The sequence below is a fragment of the Methanosarcina barkeri MS genome (assembly GCF_000970025.1).
In the GTDB taxonomy this organism is placed as follows: Archaea; Halobacteriota; Methanosarcinia; order Methanosarcinales; family Methanosarcinaceae; genus Methanosarcina; species Methanosarcina barkeri.
On record NZ_CP009528.1, the window covers coordinates 2049940 to 2072012 of the forward strand.

Sequence of the window (22073 nt, forward strand, 5' to 3'; positions counted from 1 at the left end):
AAAGGGCAAAAATAAAAAAGCAAGCAAAAATAGAAAAGGCGGCGCCATTGAGGGATATTTTCATGCGTCTTCAACTGTACAGTTACCCTTAACTGTGCTACTGCCCTCAGCTGTGCTGTTGCTTTCTACTGTGACTGTGCCGTTGCATGAGATCTGCCAGTTTTTGACTCTCTTTACACTGGTCTTTATCGCTTTTGCAAGTTCTACAGGGTCGGCTTCTGCCAGAGCTTCTACGCTTGTAATACCGGCATCTTCCAGTTTTCCTGCGGTGGCTTTTCCCACACCTTCGAGATCCTGAATTGATTTGGGCTTTTCTTTTTTGGGCTGCTTGGCCTGTTCCTCCTGCTGGGTTTTCTGCCATTCTATGAAATTACACTGAGGACAGCCAAGGTCCCAGGGCCGTTTTCCAGAATTGATTATACGGATATGGTGCAGGCCGTGAGCTTCACAGACCTTATCAGTAACTATGATCTGTCCGCTTCGGGGCAGAGGGAGAGAAAAGGTACAGTTCGGATAATTGTTACAGCCTATAAAACGGCCTCCCCTTTTCGAACGCCGGATTATAAGCTCATTTCCGCAGCTAGAGCAGGTTCCTATGATTTTATCTTCTCTGAGACCTGCCTGGAGAGATTCCACGATTTTTTCCCGGTTTTTATCGAGTTCCGAGAAGACCTGCTTTAATATCTCCCGCGACTCTTCAAGAACGGCAGACTCTTTGATCTTGCCCTCAGCAATCAGGTCCATGTTTTCTTCAAGCAGCTTTGTCATGTCCGGCTTTGTGATAGTAGGGGAATACGTCTCAAGAGTGTCCATTACTGCAAAAGAGGTATTCGTAGGCTGCACAGGATTCCCGTGTATATAGGCCCTGGAATAAAGCTTGCTGATTATCTCGTGCCGCGTTGCTTTTGTTCCAAGCCCTAGCTCTTCCATAATATTGATAAGTCTTCCCTGTCCGTAACGGCCAGGCGGCTGGGTTTCTTTATCCAGCATATCTTTTTTAATCACTTTCAGGGAATCGCCTTCATGAAGTTCAGGGAACAACCTGTCTTCAGGCGCATTGTAAGGATAGTACCATCTCCATCCCGGTTCCACAAGTCTTGCCCCGTTTGACCTGAACTCTTCCTCGTTGATGTCAAGTTTCAAGCGCATGGTTTCCCATTCGCTTGGCCCGGCAAAAGTCGCAAAAAAGCGTCTGACTACAAGTTCGTAGACCTTCCACTCATCTTCTTTTAAGTCGGACTCTTTTGCAAGGGAAGCCGGAAAAATAGGTGGGTGGTCGGTAGTTTCCTTTTTTCCTCGCGTAGGAATGAGTTCGGCTTTTTCAAGCAGAGCCTCTGCGTACTCTTTAAAGGGACCTTCTTTGAAAATCTCAATCTGAGCCTTCAGGTCAAGGGTCTCGGGATAAACCGTATTGTCAGTCCTGGGATACGAAATATAACCATTAGTATAGAGCGCTTCAGCTATGCGCATTGCGTTTGCGGGACTGAGTCCGATTGAGTTTGCTGCGCTTATGAAACCTGTGGTATTAAAAGGAGTCGGGGGCTGATCGGTCTTTTTCCCTTTTTCGATTCCCTTTAATTCAGCCTTTTTCCCCAGTTTTTTGAAGACTTTTGTTGCCTCCTTTTTATCCAGGAAACGGCGGGTTGAGTGCTGAGCTGAAAAGGTTTTTCCTTCTGTATTTTGAAGTTCGGCATAGATTTCCCAGTAAGGAGTTGGGACAAAAACATTCCTTTCTTTTTCCCTGTCAACAATAAGAGAAAGAGTTGGCGACTGTACCCTCCCTACGGAAAGAAACATCTTCCCGAGCCTGCCTGCAGCAAGAGAAATATAACGGGTAAGGGCTGCACCCCAGACAAGGTCAATGACCTGCCTGGAATGGCCGGCGTCCGCGAGATTAAAATCAACATTTGTTGCATTTGAAAACGCGGCTTCTATTGCTTTTGGGGTTATCGCACTGTAGCGCACCCGGTCAAAAGAAACATCTGGATTTACCTGTTTTATGATATTGAGAGCCTCGACTCCGATCAGTTCTCCTTCCCGGTCATAGTCAGTGGCAATCGTAACCCTGCTCGCCTTTTTTCCCAGGCCTTTAAGTGCAGTTACAATCTTCCGGTTGATAGGAGTTGTTATGATGTCGGCGTCGATAAGGGTTTTAGCTTCCACTTTCTGCCAGTTATTGTACTCCTTGGGAAAGTCGATCCCTACGATATGGCCCGACAGCCCTACAACTACAGTCTCCTGCTTCTCTTCATCGGACACAATCTCATACCGGTACACGTCTACTCCGCTGACTCTATCTTTCTTCGGGTTTTTTGGAGCCAGAATCGCAGCTATCCTCCTTGCTGCTATATTTTTTTCCGTTACAATAAGGTGCATCTAAAACTCCGGTATAATTTTTTAAATTCTCTGGAGGAATACTAACGTACCCCAAATCTCCTTCCAGTCTGAGACAAAGCCTGCCTCCTAATTCTTTGAAGTTTCCTTTTCCAATATATATTTTTGGATTGAATCATAAAATACGCTGTCATCCGTAACTAAAATTAGGCTCAGAGCTCTCCATCTGCCTTTCTAGAGTCTTCATCCACCCGTTAAACTCTTCTACTTATCTGTCCTTATTTATCTCTTCACAACTCTATGGGATACGGTTCTCTATGGGATATTTTCCCTGTTAATTCCTTTTAATATTTTAAGCCTTCTCAAATTTTTTCAGTTATTTTCAGTTGTTTTCATATGTTTTAAACCGTATTTTAGTGTTTTTAGTATTTTTAGCTATTTTTTGCTGTTTTTAACTATTTTTAGCTATTTTCTAGTACTTTTCCTTAGTACTTTTCCTTAGTACTTTTCCTTAGTACTTTTCCTTAGTACTTTCCCTAAAGGACTTTCCCTTATCTTCAGTCAGCCTGAAAGCAAGTTCTACAGCTTCTTCCGGACTTTTTGCTCTGTGAACGCCTTCAATTTTCCAGCCTGGTTCAACCACGACTACAGGTTTCCCCATTTTCAGACCCAAGGCTATCTCCGAAAGTGTTCCGTATTCCCCATTAACCGCAATCAATGCATCCGAAGACTGAGCTATAAGAGCATTTCTGGCATGTCCCATTCCACTAACAACCGCGATATCTATCCAGAGATTTGCTTCTTCCCTCAGAGCTCCAGGCAAAATTCCCAGGGTTATTCCTCCTTCCTGCTTTGCTCCGTATGCAGCGGCTTCCATAACTCCGCCCAGACCTCCGCAAAGCAGAACCGCTCCTCTTTTTGCGATCTCTCTTCCCACCCTTTCTGCAAGAACTCTGACCTCACTGCCGCAAGCTCCTGCACCTATAACTCCTATCTGTTTTCTGTTCTCTGCTTTCACCGGTACTTTCATTGCGCAAACATCCTTTTCTTCATTTCAGGTCTTTTACGAGTATTTTTCTTTAAATAAGCCCGAATTTGCTGGCATTCAAAAACAGTTAGAGACAATGGATAGTCAGAGATAATGGATGATGGATAATCAGAGATAATGAACAATAAATAGTTAGAAATAATGGACAACGAGTATTCAGAGATAATGGACGATGGATATCAGAAATAATGGACAATGGGTATTCAGAGATAGTGGATGATGGATAGTCAGAAATAATGGGCAATAGGTAGTTAGAAGTAATGACTCTGAATTTCCACGATCTCAGTACTGTTCTTTGCGGTTGCATACTCTTCAAGTGGTTCCTTATTGAGTTCGAGAAAACTGTGCCCCCAATTAAACTTGGAAAGGACTTTTTCAGCCTGTTCTTTATGCCCCAGAATATAGAGAGCTGCTGCAAAGGCTTCTGCTGAATTAAGTTTGAAAGGCCTTCCGAAATTTACAGGATTGCCTGCAAGCAGATATGGAAGAGCCCTGTGCTCAAGGTTCAGCTTCGCAAGTTCGGGAAAAACCCTTTCCACTTCTTCCCATGAACAATCGAGTACGATTATCCCTTTTCTGTAATCGTCGGCAGGAGATAGGGCTTTTTCTGCAGTAGGGTCAAGAAGGATCGCTGACCTTGGCAATCTTGATATCCTGTCATAAAGACGGGCAAGGTCAAAGCGAGCCAATTTCCTTCCAGTGCATTTTTTCGGGTCACACTGCCCGGCATGATAGATATAAAGGGAAATATCCCGTTGATTTGTCGGATTCATTACTGATCCTCTGGATGATGAGATCCTATTTAAATAGCTTCCTTATTTACCTGTTTTTTCTTTTATCTGCTCGCCTGTGTAATTGTTATTTAACATTTATTAATGACTGGAAAATTTTTTAAAAACAAATAATAAAATAGCTTATATATAATGGTTAATATACAATTAGTTATACCACTGCTTCGTCTCTGGTAAAGATTGAAGATGAGTTAATATTGAAAATATTGAAAAATGATGTTTTATAGTATCCTATCTTTGTGATGTTGAGTGATAAATAAACATTTTACTTTAGCCTACGTCATACCGGTAATTCGTGATGGAAAAAGTGCATTCATTAAAAGTGTATTTAGTAAAAGTGTATTTAGTAAAAGTGTATTTAGTAAAAGTGCATTCAGTAAAAGTGTATTTAGTAAAAGTGCATTCAGTAAAAGTGCATTCAGTAAAAGTGCATTCAGTAAATGTTCTTTACCAGCAATGTTAGTGGTATTTATGGGGGAGATTGCACTATTATGGCTGGCTCCATCGATGAATTGAACCTGGAGAAGGAAACTATTCTTCTTTGAGAGGGAGAAGGATATATTCTCTTTGACTCTGGCTATTTCTAAGTGTAGATAAATCATCCAGAAGCATGAAGTCCCATATCGGGAAAAAGATACTCCTTTAACGGTGTTCAGGTATATATTTCCGCCTCGGGGAGTACTGGTTGAAGAACTAAATATTTGGGGAGTGGGCTATATGGAACAACCAGCTGATGTTACGGAACAATCAATTGAATCTGAATATGAAATTGGATATGAAATACTGCAGGTACCCTGGTGGGTGGTTCTTCTGGAAGGGATCATTGCCATCCTTGTAGGATTATTCCTCTTATACAGACCTGCAGCAACCACTGTCTTTCTTGTACAGATTCTTGGTATTTTCTGGCTGGCAGAAGGGATTCTTTCTGTCATAGGAGCGCTGATATTTTCGGGTAATAGGGTATGGAAATTGCTTTCGGGTATCCTGAGCATTATTGCAGGAGTTGTTATACTGACGTACCCAATCTACAGTCCTTTCATAGTCCTTACATTATTCATTATTTTCATAGGGGTATGGGCTATTATCAACGGGGTCGTAAAAATTGTCCTGGCTCTTAAAGGAGGAGGATGGGGAATAGGAATCATTGGTGTCCTCACCATGATTCTCGGCCTGCTTCTTCTAACCAATTCTCTTGTAGGAGTCCTGTTCTTACCATGGATATTCGGTTTTTTCCTGATTCTCGGGGGAATCGGGTCACTTATCTGGGGATTAAAAATGAGAACCTGATGTAGGTTATTGCAGGACAGGGGGAGTTTGAGTATGGAAAAACCTATTGGTGTCACAATACTGACTTTTGTAGCTGTTGTTCTGGCGTTTTTAAACGCTATTGTAATGCTTCGGTTCCTCGGCTTTTTTCCCTTTTTAGGGGTAATTGAGGGCCGTGTTTTCAGTCTCTGGTATGCACTGCTGTATGGCCTGCTCGCCTACATATGGGTGTGGCTGGCTCAGATGCTCTGGCAGGTGGACAAGCAAGCCTGGATGTTTCTGGCTGTTATTACGATATTCAACTTGTGCATTGATTTTGTGTTACTAGTTACAGGAGGTTCATGGTATGATGTGAATTTATCAGTTCTCGCGAATACCCTAATTCTCATCTATATCATGCTGCCGGGTGTAAGAGAAGCATTCAGAATGGCTTAACGAGCGAAGATGCAGGTGGCATAAATTAAGAGTCTTCAGTAATGAAAAAATTTACGCCTTCCTGCTTATTCTTTAATTTCTCTGGGTCTACGGCTATAAACTCTACTGGCTGTAAACAGAATTATGTGAGCTTCTTCCTGCAGAGATTACGCCTTTATATTTTACTACAGGAGGTGTTGACATAGAAAGAAAGACTGTACTTGCTTCTCTCGTGCTTGCAATGTTTGTGCTTGTTATTGATACGACGATAATGAATGTTTCTATCTCTACACTCATCAAAGATTTTGACACTAACGTTGCCACCGTCCAGGCTGCCATTACACTCTATTCTCTTGTAATGGCATCACTTATGATCACCGGAGGAAAGCTTGGAGATATTATTGGTCGAAAAAGGGCATTCAGGACAGGACTGATCATCTATGGTAGTGGTTCGTTCCTGACTGCAATCAGCCCGACAATGGCTGTGCTGTTTATAGGCTGGTCAATCCTTGAAGGATTAGGAGCTACCCTTGTAATGCCTGCCATTCAGACGCTCGTGACCTCAAACTACAGCGGAAAGGACCGTGCACTTTCTTACGGCATTTTAGGAGGAATCGTTGCAAGCGCGATTGCACTCGGGCCCATTATAGGAGGCTGGCTGACAACTGAGTACACTTGGAGGCTTGCCTTTGGCGGGGAGGTAGTAATCGTGATTATTATCCTGTTGTTAAGCCGGTATATTCTGGATGCGCCCCTTGAGACTGAAGAGAAACCCAGGCTGGATATAGTCGGCTCGATAATCTCTGCGCTGGGAATGGGGCTTATTGTCTTTGGGATATTACTGGCAGGGACATATGGCTGGTGGGAAGCGCGTCATCCCTTCTCAATAGGAGGAATTGAAATTTCTCCATTCGGGCTTTCCCCGACCCCAGTGTTTATTTTAGCAGGAAGCATTATCCTGTTGGGTTTTGCCCTCTGGGAATTTCATGTCATTACTCTGGGGAAGATGCCGCTCGTAAGACTTGACGTGCTCAGGGATCGCAGGGTTACTTCAGGTATTTTTGTCCAGATGGTTCAGACCGTTCTTATAGGAGGTTTTCTGTTCAGTATGGCTCTTTTCCTCCAGATTGCCATGGGTCTCAATGCTATGCAGACAGGATTTCTCTACCTTCCACTTTCCATACCACTTTTAATTGCTTCGCTCACAGCATCTCGGTTATCTTCCCGCATAGCCCCAAAGCGCATTATTCAGGTAGGGCTACTTGTACTTATCGCAGGGCTGTTACTGGCTATTGCAACCATTAATGTGGAGGTCAGAGGGTTTGCCCTGCTGACCGGTTTTGCCTTAATAGGTATAGGCGCAGGAGTTATAGCATCGCAGATAATGAACCTCATCCTCTCCCAGGTAGGTCCTGAAAGGACAAGCGAGACAGCTGCTCTTATGAGCACTTCCCAGAATTTGGGCATGGCTATTGGAACTGCCCTTATGGGCTCCATAGTTATTGTGGGCCTAGTCGGAGGAGCCACTAACCTTATCAATGACAGTACTGCTATTCCAGAGGAGCTCAAGCCTTCTGTGATATCGGCAGTAGAGGATAACGCCCGCTTTTTGAGCGATGAAGAACTGACAGCTATCCTGAAAGATGCTCCTCCTGACCTTTCACAGAAGGTCTTGAAAGTAAACGAAATTGCCCGCATTCACGGGATAAAAACTTCCCTCTGGGGACTGGTGGTTTTTGCGATACTTGGCATAATTGTCTCAATCTTTCTCCCGCCTGAGATCCTGGTTCCTTCGCAAACTGAGATATAAAAATAGTCGATAGTTCGAAAGAATATGTGAGAATTTTGGGTTGGGCGAGTCACTTTTGAAATATATTGCAGGATGAACATGTTTTTTCTGTTTTATCCATTAAGTAGCGGGCATGAGTTATTGAAAAAAATATGCATAAGACTCTCTTTACATTTTTCTTAAATAAGATGGGCTTATTTGGTTTTTAGGAATTGATCAATAACTTAAGCATACAACCCTATTTTATTGAGAGTAAAAACATGTATATCCATTTTCATGGAGTTCTATTTGAAAAACAGAACTTGAAAAACAGAACTTGAAAAACAGAACTTTTCTACTAAGCAAAATCCTAAAACTAATTTATTAAGGAATTTAAATTTAAGGATGATAAAATATATATTTATCCTTTATAAAGTAAAAGTGATGAGATCTAACCTGATCACAATTCTTTTGTCTTCCGAAAAAAGGACCGACCTGCTTCTCCTCCTCAAAGAAAAGCCTCGAACCATTGAAGAGATCAATAATGAGCTTAATACGAACTCAGTCGCAATTCTGCCCCAGCTTAAAAAACTGAAGGAAAAAGGGCTCGTGATTCAGGAAGAAAAGATATATGAACTTTCCCTTATTGGGAAAATCATTGTTAGAAAAATGGAATCTCTTGTAAAAGCCTTCAGACAGCTTGAAAACAATTACAAGTAAGTGGGCTTTTGAGATATCTTCAAAAATCTGCAAAACCTTCTTCCTGAACTTGCTAATCCAGCAGCCTATTTAAAAAAACCTTTTTCCGAACTTACTACCGGCAGCTAATCGAGATTAAGGTAAAGACCCAGACGACATTTGCCTATCACCCTTAATCTCTGCTGCCAGCTAATGAAGAAATGCTGTCCTTATCCCTGATTTTCAAGCTTTTTATGAATTTGTCTCTGAAATTCAAACTTTTTAATAATTTGTCTCTGAAATTCAAACTTTTTAATAATTTGTCTCTGAAATCCAAACCTTTTAACAATTTTTTTTCTGTATTATAAGCATTTCAAAAACTTATCCTTGCTTTTCAAGCTGCTTTTGAGCTTTTTCCCTTACCTCGGCAAAAATATCCTTTCCTTTTACATCAATCCCTACAATAAGCGGCCCGAATTTTTCCACTCTGAGCACCCAGACAGCTTCAGGCATCCCAAGGTCAAGCCAGTAGACGGCTTTTACTTCTTTGATTAACTCTGCGGCAAGGGCTGCACATCCGCCTGTATAAGCCAGATAGACGGAGCCATTCTTCAAAGCATCAGCTACGCCTTTCATCCCGCCTTTTCCTATGATTGCCCGAACGTTATGGGCTTTCAGGAGAGGGGGAGTCATTTTTGACATCCTGCCGCTGGTTGTAGGACCGGCAGACACTACTTTCCAGCCGTTTTCGGTTTGCTGCATCAGGGGGCCGCAGTGGTAGATTACAGCACCTTCCAGGGAAAAAGGAAGAGCTTCTTTGTTATCTCCCATTTCAAGAATTCTGGCATGAGCTTCGTCCCTGGCTGTCAGGATTTCCCCTGAGATATAGACAATATCTCCGGCATTGAGTTTCTCGATATCTTCTTTCTTCAGCGGAGTTTTCAGGTTATATTCCATTACTCATCCCCCCAAACACAACCGAAGCATGTCGATTCGCCCAGCACTGGATATTTACTGCAACCGGAAGGGAAGCAGTGTGGCAGTGAGCTTTTTTTACACGCACTGCAAGGGCAGTTGTGCTGCCTCCAAGCCCCATACATCCTATTCCAAGGGCGTTTACAGCTTCAAAGATTTCTCGTTCCAGTCCCTCTATCGGGGCGTCAAGAGGCTCAAGAAGGGATTCTTTTGCAAGCCTGGCTGCCGCATCAAAAGAACCCCCAATACCGATTCCTATGGTCAGGGGAGGGCAGGGCATTCCTCCGGCGTTTACTATGGTTTCTAACACGAAGTTTTTGATACTTCCGGTTTCTGTAGGATTAAACATACGCAGCGAACTCATATTTTCCGAACCTGCGCCTTTAGGTGCAGCTGTGATCTTTAACTGGTTTCCGGGTACAATTTTCCAGTGAATATCCGGAATTCCAACTCCTGTATTGTTTCCGCTGTTCTTTCGGGTCAGGGGATCGACTGCGTTCGGCCGGAGAGGAATTTCGGCTGTTGCAAGTATCACTGCTTCTCTGATTGCAGCCTCAAGGTCAAAACCTGGCTGAAACTCGCTCCCGATTTCCGCAAAAAAAATCATTATGCCTGTGTCCTGGCACATGGGAACCCTGTGTTTTTTTGCAATTTCAAGGTTCTTCAGGATTGCCCGAAGCTGAAATTTTGCAACCTGATTTTCTTCTGCGGCCTCAGCTTTCCTGATTGCGTTTACTACATCATCAGGAAGCTCGGTTTCCGTTTTTCTTAAAAGGTCTGCAATAGACCGAATAAAACTTTCACGGCTAATTTTTGTAGACAAAAGATCACCATTGTATAGGAGAAATGAACTCTTTAGAACAAAAGGCAGGCATGAATATATATCCTGCACCGGATACACAGTGAGCGCTTTATGAGATAAATTCCGGAACGCTTTTTTGTTTTTAACGTTTAAATATCGAGCGGCCCACATTCTGGAATTGTGCAGTCGGCTGGGATGAAGGAGTTAGATTAAAGGGCTCTGTAGAAATCCTCTGCAATAAAGGATTTTCATTAATTTGAACTCAATAGCTATAGGTTTAGGAGAAGTTTAGATATTGCAAAATGTGGTCTGTTTCGTCAGTGACCTGCCACAACAATTGAAGAAAAAGAAGGAAAGAGAGCAGGATTTGAAGCATCACTTTCGAATCCCAAAAATACGTGGGTCTAATATTGCGCTTCTTATTCCCTCATTTGAAATGTTTAGTCATCAAGTTTTGCGTTCTTTTAGTTTACTGTTCTACGTTGCTGCCCTGATCCCTTTCAGAGGTCCTATTGCGAGCGGAACGAAGATGACGAGCACTACGATCCCTATGATTTTTCTCCGGTTCGATTTCCATCGCTTTCTCAAATGCTTGCCGAGCTTCGTTGTACTTCTTAAGGATTCCTAGAATAATTCCTTTATTATGCCATGCCTGTGCATTCGAGGGTTCGAGTTCTGTCACTTTTTCAAATATTTGCAGGGCCTCGTCATATTTTTTAAAATTCCTTAGATTCACTCCTTTCTCAATCAAAGTTCCAATGTCATCTGACTTACTCTTAGATAATTCTAGATCATTGTCTTTAATCAATGTATCAGGATTCTCTTGTTCCATTTTGATCTTCTTAACGAAGACCTTCACATCATATTGCGTTTTACCGTTTTTAGGGATGTAATCCCGTCCAACATAGCAATTACCAGTAACGCCTATTACCCTATTTGGAATCTCAATCCAAACATCGGCATCAAGGCAATGAAATTGGTTAGGAGGTTCGTACATATTTTTATATCTCCATATTACTATATGTTTTAAATGTATTTAAATGATTATATCGTTATATATAAAATATTAAAACAAAAAACAATCATGAAAAGTAGACATTCAGATTAACAGACGAAAAAATACAGAGCCGGTTAAAGCCATTTTTACATTCAGATATGAAGCAAGTAAAACAGGCAGTTGTATTATGACCTTAGATAATTTCGAAGTATGCAATAAGTTGCGGATACAAAGACGTTTTCATTTTAATTCCACTCAAGGTCTCAAACTGTTGTTTCACAGCCTCATCTCCTATGACTGATTTTACACCATTTGGCGCATCCATAACAAGAAATTCGTCGCTTTTAAGCCATCCTTTGGCTCGCACAATATCTCGCGGTATAATAAGCCAACCGCTTTCACTGATAGCTTTTTGTTGTAGTTTTGCCATAATTCCGAAGGGATTCTTTCGAGTATATATTTCACTGGCTAGTTGGCTGGGTAGCCTATCAGTACTACTCAAATCTCTAAAAGATTACAGATTTACCTATTTTTCAAAACAAGTATATTTGCGAGCACATTACGCATGTACATATAGGTGATCCCAAAAGATATTAAAACGTATCAGCTATTACCATGAAGAATAAACCAACGATAAAAACAGCTATTGAAGATACAAAAAAAGAGTAATAGGCTACAGTACTTTCTCCCATCAAACCTACTATAAAGTGGATCATATTTGAAAATGCTGCAATGAGAGAAAGTGCAAAAGGCAACATCAATTTTTTTCTTTTTTCTTCTGGGACAGAGAGGCAGAAAAGTGCAACGGCAACGGAAAAGAATATAGTAATGATGCTTATGGTAGTGGAATCAAAGGTGACAAAGTTGGAAAGGAATGGCTGACCATAAAAGAGGTTAACAGCGTTTGGGCTAAATGGAACCATAAACGTAAGATCCCTTACAAACGTATTAAGAATAATTCCAACAAGAAATGGAACTCCCCAATACCACCTAGGTGATATTCTTCTCATATTTTTAATAAAAACTAAAATTCCAATTGCAGGAAGAACCAGTGAAAAGAGATATAGCGTCAGGAGATTAATAAGCTCTCTATAAGGCATATTCGGTGTAATATACTTACAAATAACGAATTCGATCCACATAGCTAAAAAAGTGAGTGATATTAGGAACAATGATACTCTTGTCTGACGTATTGATTCTTGCTTCATAGCATAGCTCCAAAGTACAACGTCCGCATAATTTGTATTAACCGATGCTTGACTGTCAAAATAACTAATGATATAGTAGACAATATCTTAAGCTCTGTGTCGTTATCTTAACTATGTCGCAAAATTCTCAAAAGTTTGACGATTGGATGGTCAATTTGTATCTGATTAGGGACCTTCAAAATTATTCGAAATAACCAGTTGTATAAACGCTTTATTCTTGGAAAAAATGATTAATTTTAATTTTCCCATCAAAAATACACTTTAATCTGATCTAAAAACCAATTTTATCCAGTTAATAAGCGTTAAATTTATTGAGGAAGTCCTTTAATCCTCCTCTGGTGTTTGCTTATGAAACCTCTGTTTATCCCAATAAACGAAGATTACAAGTGAAAATTGCTTTCAGAGATATTAAACGTTTTTGATTTACGATCTATTATATCTATCTTTATTAATTATAAAAAATGATTAAAACGCTTGGCTGATATTTAAGAAAAAAGCACCATAAAGCCGTTTTTACATCCATGTATAAAGCAAGTAAAACAGGCAATAACATCTCGTTGACTGATCGCTAAAAATAACACACTTCAAGTTAACTGCTCAACAATATCTTCTCTGTCTTTCATTAATAAATAACCTTTAATTTTGTTAGCTAATCTTTTTGGAAGCTCAGACAATTTGCTAATATTCTCTCCTTTTATCCTTTGCAAATCTTCTTTAAGTTCAGCATAAGAAATTTCTTGTAAAGGAATCGTTGTTATTAGCGCTGCACCTGTTCCCAAAATCTCAATCCCTGAAGAAATTTCAATTTCTTGTGTTATGCCAGGGCTTAAGCTAATCCTTATCTCATTAATTTCTTGAGAAAGACCATCTACTTTTGTTCCTAATTCTTGACCTACTTTGTTGATATTTTCTACTACAACATCTTCAGGAACTACTGTGATAGTAGGAATTTGCTCAATCACGAAAAGTAGGGCTTCATATTGTTTTATCAGATTTCTTTCGTATCTCATTGCTTCAATCTTATTCAAAACATACTCATTTTCGGAAACGTATCCAATTTTCTTTTTTAAAACATATGCAATATCCTCTACCTTTTGTGTCATTTCTTCTGGACTACCCATTTCCCATTTTTGAACTTCCCTACAAACAGAGTATGCAATTTTTTCTGTGACGGTTCCTTGAGATTGCTTGTATGTATTTTTTGCTTTCTCTTGAATCTCTTCTAGGATTCTTTTTATATTTCTATCCAGAATAGGTAGTCCTTTTCTCATAACTTCTGTCGCTAACGGTGCTGTTTCTTCAGTATCTTTCATTAGTTCTACTGCACGATCACAGTATTTTCTATAGAAATTAAGCTCGCCTTTCATCGCCTGTATGTCTAGAGTTTCCAAATTCTGGACTTCTTTTAATGCTTCTGCGAGGTTTTCAACAGCTTCAAAAAGCTGTTTCTTGCTTTCTGAGTCTTCAATTGCAGCTTCAGCTTCTTCCAGATATTTGTTCACTTCTTCTCTAGCTTCCTGTTTTTTGAAAATAATTGTATGGAATGAGCGATAAAAAGGGAGACAAAACTGAGCTGGATTAAAGCCAAATGCTTCCTTTGCTGCGATTTCGAAAAATTCTATTGCCTTTTCTAATTCTTTTTTGTAATCTTCATATGTTTCTGCCAGGGAAGCCATGAATATCGAAACTCTTCCAAGAGAATGATTTGAGAAGGATCTCACCAGCGAATCTTCATCATTGGCCAGTCTATGTAAATCATTCCATGCCTGTTGTTTGTCTGGCACATGAGAAAATGCAGAACCAAGAGCCCAGGATGCATGAGACTTTACATTGCTGTTTTTATCATTGGTGAGTCTATGTAAATTATTCCATGCTTGTTGCTTATCTGGCACTTGAGAAAATGCAGAACCAAGAGCTGAGGTAGCACCAGACCTCACATAACTGTCTTCATCATTGGTGAGTCTATGTAAATCATTCCATGCCTGTTGTTTATCTACCACTTGAGAAAACACAAAACCAAGAACAGAGGAAGCATCAGATCTCACATAACTGTCTTCATCATTGGTGAGTCTATGTAAATCATTCCATGCCTGTTGTTTATCTGGCACTTGAGAAAACGCAGAACCAAGAGCTGAGACAGCACCAGACCTCACATAACTGTTTTCATTATTAGTCAGTCTATGTAAGTCATTCCATGCCTGTTGCTTATCTGGCACTTGAGAAAATACAGAACCAAGAGCGAAGACAGCACTATTGTTCACCTCATACCTGTCTTCATCATTGGTCAATCTAAATAAGTCATTCCATGCCTGTTGCTTATCCGGCACTTGAGAAAACGCAGACCTAAGAGCCCAGGCAACACAATATCTCACATCACTGTTTTCATCACTGGTCAGTCTATGTAAGTCATTCCATGCTTGTTGCTTATCTGGCACTTGAGAAAATACAGAACCAAGAGCGAAGGCAGCACTATGCCTAACATCACTGTTTTCATCACTGGTCAGTCTATGTAAGTCATTCCATGCTTGTTGTTTATCCGGCATGTATGAAAAATAAAATTTTAATTCCTCTAACGCATGTATACGCTCTTTTGGATCATCGCTTAGACATTGATTGTGAATTTTCTCTTGGTCGACCAACTGCCAAACACCAGAAATTTGTATAATATTTGACGCTTAAAATGGTTTCGTTTTAGTTGTTGCTTAACTTGAGCGTATTTCTTTTTCTTAAGTTCTTTTTGTCATGCTACTCAAGAGATTCAAAATCTGAGGAGGAATTGGAACTCCTAAAGTTGCCATTGACATTAACTGAAAAACAAGCTTTACAATTTCTTCAGCTGCATAAGTGACAACAATCTCTTTTGTGACATCTTTTCCGAATGATTTTATAGGGTGTTTGACTTTATCGAACACCGATCTAATATTTAAAATACTACTTTTTGATTCTTCTTTTTCCTCTTGAGATGCTGAAGAGTTGTCTATCTCCTCAATTAGTATATTTTCTTTTTCGAGAACTTCTCTAAGAAAACTTTCAAGAGTCTCTTTATCACATTTTTGTGTCAATTCAAGAATATTCTTAGAAAAGGTTTGGATAAGTTCTCCTTCTCTTCCACCTACTTCAGTAGAAAGCATATCTAGCTTTTCAAGACCTGTATCTAGCGTTTTTTGAATCAAATCCAATTTGGTTTCAATGCTGATAGTTTTATCGTAAATGAGATCCAGCTTGAAGAATTTACGATCTAATTCTTTCTCTGTTATTACCTTCATAGTTGGGATTTGCGCAATTACAAAAAGTAGAATTCCATATTGTTTATTCAGATCTATTTCATTCCTCATTAACTCAATTTTGCTTATAATATATTCATTCTCAGGAACGTCTGCTACTTTATTTTTTAGGATATAAGCAAGGTCCTCTATATTTTGGACCATTTTTTTGGGATCACTTATTTCCCATTTCTGAACTTCTCTACTGACAGCGCATGCGATTTCTTGTGTAGCAGTTCCTTGCGATACCTGACACGCTGTCTTTGCTTTCTCTTGAATTTCTTCGAGAAGCTCTTTTAGATTTCTATCTAGAATGGGCAGCCCTTTTCTCAGAACTTTTGTCGCAAACGGTGCTTTTTCGTCAGTGCATTTCATTAGTTCTGCAGCATGATCACAGTATTTTCTATAGAAGTTAAGCTCATCTTTCATCGCCTGTAAATCTAGAGTTTCCAAATTCTGGACTTCTTTTAATGCTTCTGCGAGGTTTTGGACAGCTTCAAAAAGCTGTTTTTTGCTCTCTGAGCTTCCAATTACAGATTTAGCTTCTTCTAGATATTTGTTCACTTCTTCTTTAGCTTCCTGTTTTTTGAAAATAATTGTATGGAATGAGCGATAAAAAGGAAGGCAAAATTGAGCAGGATTATCCCAACCATATGATTCCTCTGCTGCAGTTTCGAAAAATTCTATTGCCTTTTCCAGCTCTTTTTTGTAATCTTCATCTGTTTCTGCCTGGGAAGCCATAAATATTAAAATTCTTCCAAGAGAATGATTTGAGAAGGTTCTTACATCACCGTCTTCATCATTAGTCAGTCTATGTAAGTCATTCCATGCCTGTTGTTTATCTGGCAATTGAGGAAAAGCAGAACCAAGAGAAGAGGCGGCACTAGACCTCACACCACTGTCTTCATCATTAGTCAGTCTATGTAAGTCATTCCATGCCTGTTGTTTATCTGGCAATTGAGAATATGCAGAGCCAAGAGCTTCGGCAGCAATATATCTTACACTACAGTCTTCATCATTGGTCAGTCTGTGTAAATCATCCCATGCCTGTTGTTTATCTGGCACTTGAGAAAACGCAGAACCAAGAGCAGAAGCAGCCCAATGACTCACATGACTGTCTTCATCCTTGGTCAATCTAAGTAAATCACTCCATGATTGTTGTTTATCTGGCATGAGAGAGAAGAATTCCTCTAATTGCTCTAACGCATGTATACGCTCTTTTAGATCATCGCTTAGACATTGATTGTGAATTTTCTCCTGGTCGACCAACTGCCAAACACCGTAAAATCATATTAAGTAGGTGTTTAAAAATTTTTCTTTTTGGTTTTCGAGAATGTGTTTTATCCCGAAATTATTTCGCTTTTTTAATTTATTTATTTCAATTACATATCGAACTGACTTTCCGCAGATGTTCTCAAAAAAACAACAATTTTCCTGCTATCGGTTTTGGAGAATTTCTCAAAAATCTCTTGTATTATCTCAACTGAAGCTTTGGGAAATCGAGTTGAAAGTTTTCATTGAAGGTAAAAATGCCGAAAATTGTAGGACATTTTAAAAATATATCTTTGAACATCACATGCAATTAGCAGAAAAAACGATAGCAGAAAAAATTGTGAAAATTGTAAGGACATCTGCGGAAAGAGATATCGTATACAGTTGACCCACTATTTTACTCCAACTTATAACTTGTTTCATTTTACATGATTATTTCACAATACCAATATGAGATTGGAACTTACTCAATGTTTAACTTTTTGCGCCGTTTGCTGCTGTATCGTGTATTGAACTTTCAAACGGTTTTGGATATATCACAGTCTCCGAAAATAAATGAATCTCTTTAATTGAAACTCTTAAATCAAAAAATCAGTGAAAAACCGACAATCAGTTAAAAAGTCAAGGCTAAGGATAAATCGGAAGTAATTAATCAAATTTAAAAAGTGAACCTTTCTGATAAAGCAAATCCTTAGCTTTCCTGACGAATTTGAGAATTGAAAATCGTTATCAGGTATATTATTTAGCATGAAAGTACATGAGAAAATCTTCCTCACGTGCTCTCTTCATCTCCTTTTTCCGTTATTGCAAATATTTCACTAATTATTTTTATTCGTTCATCAACTGAGAATATCTCGGTCTCAACAATCTTCCTCTTTTGAATTTCTCCTTTTTTATATCCAATTTTATCTTCGTATATCTCATCGTTTACGATAAGATGCCATATTATCGTTGCAATTTTCCTTGCCAAGGCAATAATTGCCTTGGCATGTCCAATTGACTTCTTTTTTTTGTTAAAAAACTCTTTTAACCTGCTATTTTTCTTTCTTCTGTAAATTTTGCTATATACCCTTTAGTCTTCTCTTTTTCCTTTTTACGAATAAGCAGCAATAAACTAAACTGAAATTATCCTTTATACGAGTTCTATGGATCCGTTAATTCTGTTAATCTGTTAATTCTATTGATCTGTTAATTCTATCGAGATCTTTTTGATTAGAACTCTTTTCATGAAGTATCTACTTCTTGATGCTCCATAGCTTTCTGTTATCCTGTTTTGTGCTTTCAAGCTCACCCCTTTCCGTTAGATCGCTTAAAATTTTTAAAAGTTCAGTTTCCTTGAGATCCAGTTCATACCTGTGCTTAAACTCGGCTATAATTTGAGAGAGATCGAGGGTCCTATTCTGAATAATTTTTTCTGCAAACCCTGCCAGATCTTCATACCTGGCCCAGGGGTAAATGATCCAGCGCCATTTGAGAACCTTCTGGGCATAAAAATCAGGCGTGAAATTCGAGGAGATTTTATGCTGGAGCACTGCAGTCCTGACAGATGCAGGATTAAGGTTTAAAACGTAATCTACTGCAAGATTAAGTGTCTCGCCTGTATCGGTTACGTCATCGAGAATCAAGATTTTTTTTCCTGTTATATCCACAGGAATAGGGAATTTTATCCTTGCTTCTTCCCGCATGTCCGCAGCTCTTGAGTAGTGTTCAATCTTCATTGAGGTAAGGTCATTGAAGAGTAAAAAATCGGAAACCAGCCTTCCAGGCACATAGCCTCCTCTCCCTATAGCAACAATCAGGTCAGGCATATAGCCAGAAGCTTTGACCTTTTGGGCAAGAATTCTGGAAAGCCGCAAGACTTCATTAAAGCTTATAAGCTCACACCTGAATGAGTCCTTTTCTGTCTGGCCTTGGGATTGTTGAGATTGAATTTTTCTTTCCTGCGTCAGATAAATCGCCTTCTTAATGCATGTTTTATAACCTGCTGGTAGCGAATTGACGGATACTTTATAAAGAGAAATAAGATCCTTTTCTAGCCAGTTTAACAATTTTATCTAACGAGTTTATCAGTTTAATGACTTATTAATCCGTCTGAAAGCTCACTATTACCTGAAAATATTTGAATCCAGGAAAACATAAATAAAGAGTATCTGGAAAATAAGTGAGAAAAATAAAGTAGAGTAGGAATTGACAAAAATGAAATACTTTTTGAGAATAATATGTACTGAAACTCTTCTCGCAAGTCTTTTATGAGAAGGTCTAACCACTGTAAAGGAGTCTTATGCCATGTTTTCAAAGAAAGAAGACAAAATGGTAAACTTGGGTTTAAATTCCGTTAGAGAAAGGTTTGACGAAGGAGTAAACAAGGCTCTCAGTTGTCTGACCGAAATCGGCATAGGCTATGTGAACGAGAGAAAAGAGCCAGAAGCTGAAAAAACGGTAGTTTCCATAAAGGAAATAGGAAAGGCTGCTGCTCGCCAGGGAATGGAGAATGCCGCAGTCAATGCTATTCAAGCCCTTGAAAAGCTGCTACAATGCTCAATGGAGCAGAATATGCAGGAAATGGATGTCCGAGTTCTACTTTCATTTGGAGCTATAGGAAAAATAGCTGCCAAACAGCAGATGGAAATGGTAGCCAAGCTAGCGGCTTCAGTTCTCGGGAAAAGCGGGAATACGGCAGCTCTCCTTAATAAGGAAAGAGAAACTATAGCAGTTATAATAGGACTTGGAGAAATCGGAAAAGCGGTTGCAGGGGTGAAGGTTCCAGATTTTTCGGAAAATGCGGCAATATGTATCTCATGCCTTGGGGATATTGGAAAACTTACGGCTCAGAAGAACCTTGAAGAAGCTGCAGTGGGAATAGAGCTTATGCTTCAGGAAATGGCTGCCGCAGCCATGAATGAAAATCTCCAGAATACGGTAATAAATATCGCAAGCTCTATTGAAGAAGTTGGAAAAAAAGCTGAGGATGAAAACATGGAAAGTGCGATTCTCCAGGCAGCCTCTGCCCTCCAGACCATTGTGAGCAATTCAGGAAACAGATATCTGAACGATGCTTCAATTGCAGCTAAGATAGCCCTTGAATCCTTCAATGAACTCGATATCATAAATGATGAAGCTAATATAAAAAAGATAGAAGCAATAAGGGAAACGATGAGGGCGCTCTGGGTGGATTCAAAATAAAAATTCAGGATACTGGAACTTCATTCTTCACTGAAGCCCGAAATGTTTTATATTCCAGTCTGCCATGGCCTGAATCTTCTTTATTTCGTCTTCACCGCCTACCATGGTGAACAGGTGTTTGAACCTTTTCTGGACTCTCAGATATTCTTCGACTGGCCTTGGGTTCTTAATTTTCCTGACCTGGGTAATTTCCCCGTTTTCCATCTCATACATGGGCCAGAGACAGGTTTCAACTGCAAGTTTAGCAATCTCCAGGGTCTTTGAGGTATCAAAGCCCCAGCCTGTTGTACACGGAGCATGGGCATGGATGTAGGTGGGACCCATGACTTCAGTTGCTTTCTTGACCTTACGAATCATGTCTCTTGGGAAACCTATGGAAGTCGTAGCCACATATGGAGAGCCATGAGCTGCCATAATGGCAGGCATATTCTTCTTAGGGCGCGGGTTTCCAAAGGAGAATTTCCCGGGTGGAGTGGTCGTTGTGCTTGCATCATAGGGCGTTCCACTGCTGCGCTGGACTCCAGTGTTCATATACGCTTCGTTGTCCATACAGACGTAGGTAAAATCGTGGCCCCGCTCAAACGCACCTGAAATAGCTCCGAAGCCTATATCCATAGTAGCGCCATCGCCTGCAATAACTATAATCTTAGTATCTTTCTTTTTGCCAAGGGCTTTTAAGCCAGCTTCGATCCCTGAAGCTACTGCAGCCCCGTTTTCAAAGAGGGAGTGGATCCAGGGAACCTGCCATGAAGACAGCGGAAAAGGCGTACTTGTAACTTCCAGGCAGCCAGTAGGGTTAACAACAATGCTGTCAGGGCCTGCTCCCATAAGTGTAAATTTTGCAGCAAAAGCATCACAACAACCCGGACAGGCACTATGCCCGGATGTGATATACGTTTTCGGTGCAGTTCTACTCATTACTATGCCTCCTTAAGACCCAGGAGCCGGCTTTCAAGCGAAACTCGGAGCTTTGCATCCTGAATTCTTCAATCCCCTTGCATATTTTCAATAACTTTGCAGTGCTATTCATCGACTGCCCCAACCCCCAGACCTGCAACAGCCGGACAACAATCAGTTAAGGGTACAACTTAACAACCAGTTAAGGGTACAACTTAACAACCAGTTAAGGGCACAACTTAACAACCAGTTAAGGGTACAACTTAACAACCAGTTAAGGGTACAACTTAACAACCAGTTAAGGGCACAACTTAACAACCAGCTAAGGGCACAACAGATCTTAATGATAAACAAATCTTGATAGAATCTAAATGTTACAATGAGTCTTATGGTATCTTGGTAGTGTGTTAGTGATACGGGGAACTTCCGTCTTGTGAAAACGAAGGACTTTCATCGAAGGACTTTCATCAAAAGTATAACAAATCAAAAACAAATCAAAAGAACGGCAAGAAGAAGTCCAGAGGCGCTGAATCCACTTACTGCATCCCCCAACACAGCCTCTCCGAAATATTATGCTCCCCCAAACATGTTTATTCGAAGAGAAGGATCAGCGGCCTCAGGATATTCTTTTATTCGATGATACCCCATTTATCCCCTTATTCCAGAATATACGAGTAGCATAAATTATTTTAAATTAATTATACAAAAAATTGCTTTCAAGCAAATATTATTCCCGGACAAAAAATTATAAGCCAAAACAGTTTCAAAAAAATGCCCTGTAATATATCCGTCTGCAGGTCTCCAATCAAAAGTAGTATTTTTCACAATTTTTCCCCCTCAACCTATTATCTTATCCTTAACTTCATCCATGTTGGCAATTTTGGTTATCACCTTTGAATCAATTTCCACTTTTACTTCTGTAATTTCCCTCATCAGCATTCCGATTTCAAGTTCATCGTAAATACCAGAAACGATTCCATGATGGTCAAGAGAACGTGTTGTAACAAGCATAATGAAAATCAAAGTAATATATAATGTTATTTTATATATTAATTAAAAAATAGATAAATTTGTCAGACATCTGCGGAAAGACAGGTAAAAAATATAGAGTGGGAAAACAAAATTATAATTGCTATTAATGATAAAGCATATTCTATCATTTCTCAAATATATTCTT

18 protein-coding genes and 1 pseudogene are annotated in these 22073 nt (G+C 39.7%); 5 read left to right on the forward strand and 14 right to left on the reverse strand.

Annotation, left to right across the window (positions count from 1 at the left end; all coding sequences use genetic code 11):
- Nucleotides 1-60: 60 nt before the first annotated feature.
- The 3 genes from MSBRM_RS08385 to MSBRM_RS08395 form a co-directional block, all read right to left on the reverse strand.
- Nucleotides 61-2376, reverse strand: a complete 2316-nt coding sequence (locus MSBRM_RS08385; protein WP_048155369.1) for a DNA topoisomerase I — start codon at nt 2374-2376, stop codon at nt 61-63.
- Nucleotides 2377-2845: 469 nt separating this feature from the next.
- Nucleotides 2846-3364 (reverse strand): TIGR00725 family protein, encoded by a 519-nt coding sequence (locus MSBRM_RS08390; protein ID WP_048117879.1) that lies wholly within the window; start codon nt 3362-3364, stop codon nt 2846-2848.
- Between the two features lie 269 nt (nt 3365-3633).
- The gene (locus MSBRM_RS08395) at nt 3634-4155 is read right to left on the reverse strand and encodes a DUF367 family protein (protein ID WP_048155372.1); all 522 of its coding nucleotides are present in this window, start codon (nt 4153-4155) and stop codon (nt 3634-3636) included.
- A gap of 735 nt (nt 4156-4890) precedes the next feature.
- Here MSBRM_RS08395 and MSBRM_RS08405 point away from each other — a divergent pair.
- From MSBRM_RS08405 to MSBRM_RS08420, 4 genes are all read left to right on the forward strand, one after another.
- Nucleotides 4891-5460: an HdeD family acid-resistance protein gene (locus MSBRM_RS08405; protein ID WP_048117870.1), complete on the forward strand. Its 570-nt coding sequence runs from the start codon at nt 4891-4893 to the stop codon at nt 5458-5460.
- Between the two features lie 9 nt (nt 5461-5469).
- Nucleotides 5470-5874: a hypothetical protein gene (locus MSBRM_RS08410; protein ID WP_230629186.1), complete on the forward strand. Its 405-nt coding sequence runs from the start codon at nt 5470-5472 to the stop codon at nt 5872-5874.
- Between the two features lie 220 nt (nt 5875-6094).
- Entirely contained in the window at nt 6095-7663 is a 1569-nt protein-coding gene (locus MSBRM_RS08415) for an MFS transporter (RefSeq protein WP_048155379.1), read from the forward strand.
- Between the two features lie 402 nt (nt 7664-8065).
- Entirely contained in the window at nt 8066-8341 is a 276-nt protein-coding gene (locus MSBRM_RS08420; RefSeq protein WP_230629185.1) for an ArsR family transcriptional regulator, read from the forward strand.
- Between the two features lie 339 nt (nt 8342-8680).
- Here MSBRM_RS08420 and MSBRM_RS08425 read toward each other — a convergent pair whose 3' ends face one another.
- The 9 genes and pseudogenes from MSBRM_RS08425 to MSBRM_RS08465 form a co-directional block, all read right to left on the reverse strand.
- The gene (locus MSBRM_RS08425) at nt 8681-9256 is read right to left on the reverse strand and encodes a FumA C-terminus/TtdB family hydratase beta subunit (RefSeq protein WP_048117861.1); all 576 of its coding nucleotides are present in this window, start codon (nt 9254-9256) and stop codon (nt 8681-8683) included.
- Complete coding sequence (locus tag MSBRM_RS08430; protein ID WP_048117859.1) at nt 9246-10097, reverse strand: fumarate hydratase; 852 nt, start codon at nt 10095-10097, stop codon at nt 9246-9248. Before MSBRM_RS08430 ends, MSBRM_RS08425 begins: the two co-directional genes overlap by 11 nt.
- Before the next feature lie 448 nt (nt 10098-10545).
- Nucleotides 10546-11073, reverse strand: a complete 528-nt coding sequence (locus tag MSBRM_RS18790; RefSeq protein ID WP_052712754.1) for a tetratricopeptide repeat protein — start codon at nt 11071-11073, stop codon at nt 10546-10548.
- Between the two features lie 193 nt (nt 11074-11266).
- Complete coding sequence (locus MSBRM_RS08440; protein ID WP_054864419.1) at nt 11267-11575, reverse strand: hypothetical protein; 309 nt, start codon at nt 11573-11575, stop codon at nt 11267-11269.
- A 91-nt stretch (nt 11576-11666) separates the two neighbouring features.
- Nucleotides 11667-12281, reverse strand: a complete 615-nt coding sequence (locus tag MSBRM_RS08445; protein ID WP_048155381.1) for a hypothetical protein — start codon at nt 12279-12281, stop codon at nt 11667-11669.
- 584 nt (nt 12282-12865) lie between these two features.
- Nucleotides 12866-14920 carry a HEAT repeat domain-containing protein gene (locus tag MSBRM_RS08450; RefSeq protein ID WP_052712755.1) on the reverse strand — a complete coding sequence of 685 codons (2055 nt, stop codon included), beginning with the start codon at nt 14918-14920 and terminating at the stop codon, nt 12866-12868.
- A gap of 87 nt (nt 14921-15007) precedes the next feature.
- The gene (locus tag MSBRM_RS08455; RefSeq protein WP_052712757.1) at nt 15008-16813 is read right to left on the reverse strand and encodes a HEAT repeat domain-containing protein; all 1806 of its coding nucleotides are present in this window, start codon (nt 16811-16813) and stop codon (nt 15008-15010) included.
- Nucleotides 16814-17588: 775 nt separating this feature from the next.
- A pseudogene (locus MSBRM_RS08460) lies at nt 17589-17864 on the reverse strand (IS110 family transposase); the annotation flags it as partial.
- Nucleotides 17865-18051: 187 nt separating this feature from the next.
- Nucleotides 18052-18672 carry a phosphoribosyltransferase gene (locus MSBRM_RS08465; RefSeq protein ID WP_080941632.1) on the reverse strand — a complete coding sequence of 207 codons (621 nt, stop codon included), beginning with the start codon at nt 18670-18672 and terminating at the stop codon, nt 18052-18054.
- 430 nt (nt 18673-19102) lie between these two features.
- Between MSBRM_RS08465 and MSBRM_RS08470 the strand changes: the two genes are divergently transcribed.
- Nucleotides 19103-19999, forward strand: coding sequence for a hypothetical protein (locus MSBRM_RS08470; protein WP_048117839.1), 897 nt, complete (start codon nt 19103-19105; stop codon nt 19997-19999).
- 27 nt (nt 20000-20026) lie between these two features.
- Here the strand turns inward: MSBRM_RS08470 and MSBRM_RS08475 are convergent, their stop codons facing one another.
- Together MSBRM_RS08475 and MSBRM_RS20795 are read right to left on the reverse strand one after the other, a co-directional pair.
- On the reverse strand, nt 20027-20917 hold the full coding sequence (locus MSBRM_RS08475; protein WP_048117837.1) for a thiamine pyrophosphate-dependent enzyme: 891 nt from the start codon (nt 20915-20917) through the stop codon (nt 20027-20029).
- A gap of 816 nt (nt 20918-21733) precedes the next feature.
- Nucleotides 21734-21907: a DUF4277 domain-containing protein gene (locus MSBRM_RS20795; protein WP_162488867.1), complete on the reverse strand. Its 174-nt coding sequence runs from the start codon at nt 21905-21907 to the stop codon at nt 21734-21736.
- Nucleotides 21908-22073: the final 166 nt, after the last annotated feature.